The organism is Streptomyces sp. NPDC001532 (assembly GCF_040298625.1).
GTDB lineage: Bacteria > Actinomycetota > Actinomycetes > Streptomycetales > Streptomycetaceae > Streptomyces.
This window is the reverse complement of sequence record NZ_JBEPAL010000092.1, coordinates 1-3,029: the sequence shown is the minus strand read 5'-3', so window position 1 is coordinate 3,029 and position 3,029 is coordinate 1. Positions and strand designations below refer to the sequence as shown.

General features: G+C 72.2%; 4 protein-coding genes. 2 read left to right on the top strand and 2 right to left on the bottom strand.

What is annotated here, in order from left to right; genetic code table 11:
* Positions 1-155: 155 nt before the first annotated feature.
* Positions 156-362, bottom strand: coding sequence for a hypothetical protein (locus tag ABT232_RS38515; RefSeq protein ID WP_450871976.1), 207 nt, complete (start codon positions 360-362; stop codon positions 156-158).
* Between the two features lie 76 nt (positions 363-438).
* On the bottom strand, positions 439-957 hold the full coding sequence (locus tag ABT232_RS38260; RefSeq protein ID WP_351849402.1) for an ATP-binding protein: 519 nt from the start codon (positions 955-957) through the stop codon (positions 439-441).
* Between the two features lie 218 nt (positions 958-1,175).
* Here ABT232_RS38260 and ABT232_RS38255 point away from each other — a divergent pair, with 218 nt between their 5' ends.
* Together ABT232_RS38255 and ABT232_RS38250 are read left to right on the top strand one after the other, a co-directional pair.
* Complete coding sequence (locus ABT232_RS38255; protein ID WP_351849399.1) at positions 1,176-2,009, top strand: hypothetical protein; 834 nt, start codon at positions 1,176-1,178, stop codon at positions 2,007-2,009.
* A 153-nt stretch (positions 2,010-2,162) separates the two neighbouring features.
* The gene (locus ABT232_RS38250; RefSeq protein ID WP_351849397.1) at positions 2,163-2,924 is read left to right on the top strand and encodes a YcnI family copper-binding membrane protein; all 762 of its coding nucleotides are present in this window, start codon (positions 2,163-2,165) and stop codon (positions 2,922-2,924) included.
* Positions 2,925-3,029 lie beyond the last annotated feature (105 nt).

Here is a 3,029-nt window from a genome sequence, read left to right as displayed (position 1 = left end):
ACCGCAGCCAACTCCCCACCCAGCACACCCGCTCAACGACACACCCCATCAAACGGACACGCCACCAGCGAACACACCTGACCAAGCACTACTAGGGCCTGTCTGACAATTCCCGTCGTCCGCCCGGAGGGCAGGCGGGAATTGTCAGACAGGCCCTAGCGGGTGCCCGAGAGGGCGTCCAGGAACAGGGCGCCCGCCAGCAGGCCCGCGCTGCCTCGGGGGGACCAGCCCTTGGCGTGCAGGTCGATGCCGAGGCCGCCGGTCACGACCGTGCCGCCGGTCACCGCGAGGGCGCGGCGCCGGGTGAGGGATGTGTCCTGGTGCTTCGCCGGTCGGGGGTCGTCCGTCGTGTTCTCCGTCATGCGGGGACCGTAGGAGCGCCGCCCGTCAGGGAGTCGAGGGTTCCCCGGGAGATCGCTGTGAACGCGGGTCCGCCAGTCAGGAGGCCGTCACCAGCGGGGCGCCGTCGCGCCATTTGAGCAGTTTGTCGAAGCTCACCACGGCTCCGCCCCGGCCCGGTTTGTTGCGGAAGTGGACGTGGTCGGCCAGCTCCTGGATCAGACACAGGCCGCGGCCGTGCTCGGCCTCGGCGGCCTCGGGCATCCGGACGGTCACGGGTTCGGCCGGGGGTTCGATCGGAGGTTCGGCCGTAGGTCCGGTCAAGAGGTCGGTCCGGGATTCCGTCCGGGATTCCGTCCGGGTGAAGCCCGGGCCGGAGTCGGCGACCTCGATGCGGCACAGCTCGCCGTCCAGGTAGGCGGTGACCTGGTAGGCCTCGCAGGAATGGTCGCCGCCGTGCTCGACGGCGTTCGCGCAGGCCTCGGTCAGGGCGACGGAGAGGTCGTAGGAGATGTCGGGGTCGACGCCCGCCGTCTCCATCGTGCCGAGCAGCAGTCGGCGGGCGAGCGGCACGCTCGCGGCCTCGCGCCGCAGATGGAGTGACCACCAGATGCTCATGCTCCAGCCTCCTGGGCGACGGCCTCCTGGCCGCGGCTCGACATACCGTTACGTATTACCGCGAGCGCCCGGATGTAAGCCCTCAGTGAGCGTGACGACGCCTGTATGGGCGATGTGCTGAGGGCGCCAATCGGTGTATGTGGGCCGAATGCACCAGTCCGCGATTTTGCGGACCTGCCGTATGGGGGCCATAAGGTCAGTGCGATGATGAGCCCGCCATGTCTGCCCCCCACCCGCGCACGGCGCGCTCCGGAAGTGATCTCCGGATCCTGCGGGCCGCGGTCTTCGCCGCGGTCTGTGTCGTGCTGGCCGCGGCCGGGCACGCGATCGCCTCGTGTGCCGCGGTGCCGCTGTGGACTCTGGGGGCGGGCTTCCTCGGGACGTGGCTGATCGCGGTGCCGCTGTTCGGGCGGGCCCGTTCGCTGCCGGTGATCGCGGCGCTCCTCGCGGGCGGACAAACGGTCCTGCACATGCTCTTCGGGCTGGGTCAGCACGGCGCCGCGGTGAGCGGTGCGGCGGGTGGTACGGCGGGTGGCGCGGCCGCCTCGGTCGCCACCGACGCCTCGCTCGTCGAGCAGGCCGCGCGGCTGGTGTGCGGCACCACGGCCGCGGCCATCAGTCCCGCCCAGGCCCAGCGCATCCTCGCGGACGCCCGGATCGACCCGGGTGCGCACCTGGCGCACCAGCCGGCGGACGCCCTGTCCACCGAGCCCGGCTCCTGGGCCGCGCTGCTGCCGTCCCTGCCGATGCTGCTCGGCCATGTCCTGGCGGGTCTCGCCGCCGGGTGGCTGCTGCGGCGCGGAGATCTGGCGCTGCTGCGCATCCTCGCCCTGTCGGCGGAGACCGTCGCCGAGGGGGCGCTCGTACGGTCGTTGCGCGGGGCGCTCGCGTTGGCGCGCGCCCTGTGCGCCGGGCTTGCGATCGCGCCTCAGGCGGGCCCGCGCTTCAGGCGGACCGCCCCGCTCGCGGCCCCCGAGCCGCGCACGCTCGCACTCCAGCACACGGTGATCCGGCGCGGACCACCTGCCGCCGCGTTCCTGCTCGCCGCCTGACGCGACGCGACCAGCGCTCCACACACGGTGTGGAGGGGGCCGCCGTCGCGCGGCACGCGCTTGCGCGTTCTCCCGTCCTCGACGGTGCACCGCCCTGCGCGCGTATCTCCTCAGCATCGGAAACGCTCACCACGAAGTGGAGTGCTCATCGCCATGAAGGCTTCCCGTATCGCCGCCGTCGGCGCCCTCGCCGCCACGGCCGTCCTCGCCCTGTCCGCCCCCGCCCTCGCGCACGTCACCGTGCAGCCGGAGGGCGCGGCCGCCAAGGGCGGCTACGCGATCGTGGACTTCCGGGTCCCGAACGAGCGGGACAACGCCGCGACCACCAAGCTGGAGGTCAGCTTCCCGACCGACCACCCGCTCACCTCGGCGCTGCCGGTGCCGGTCGACGGCTGGGACGTCAAGGTCACCAAGACCGAGCTGGACAAGCCGATCGAGTCGCACGGCGAGAAGATCACCGAGGCCGTCTCCAAGATCACCTGGACCGCGAAGGGCGACGGCATCGAGGCCGGCTTCCTCCAGAAGTTCCCGGTCTCCATCGGCAAGCTGCCCGAGGACGCCGACGAGCTGGTCTTCAAGGCGATCCAGACGTACGACAACAAGGAGGTCGTGCGCTGGATCGAGGTGCCGCAGGAGGGTGAGGAGGAGCCCGACAGCCCGGCACCCGTGCTGACCCTGTCCGACGCCGCGGACGGCCACCACGGCTCCTCCGGCTCCGACGAGGCGTCCGAGGAGCCGGCCGAGGAGCCGTCCGACGACGCCTCCGCCGCCGCCGCGAACACCTCGGCCGAGGCGGCCGAGCCCGCCGACGGCACCGACACCACCGCCCGGGTCCTCGGCATCGTCGGCATCGTCGTGGGCGCCGCGGGTGTGGCGTACGGCGTGCTGGCCGGACGTCGCCGCGGCAACGCCTGACCTCGCTCTTCAGCGGTGTGCGCCGGGGGGGGGCCGGGGCCCCGCGCCCCCCCGGGATAAAACAAAAGGGGCAATTGTATATTCTCTCACATCGTTACGCGCGCC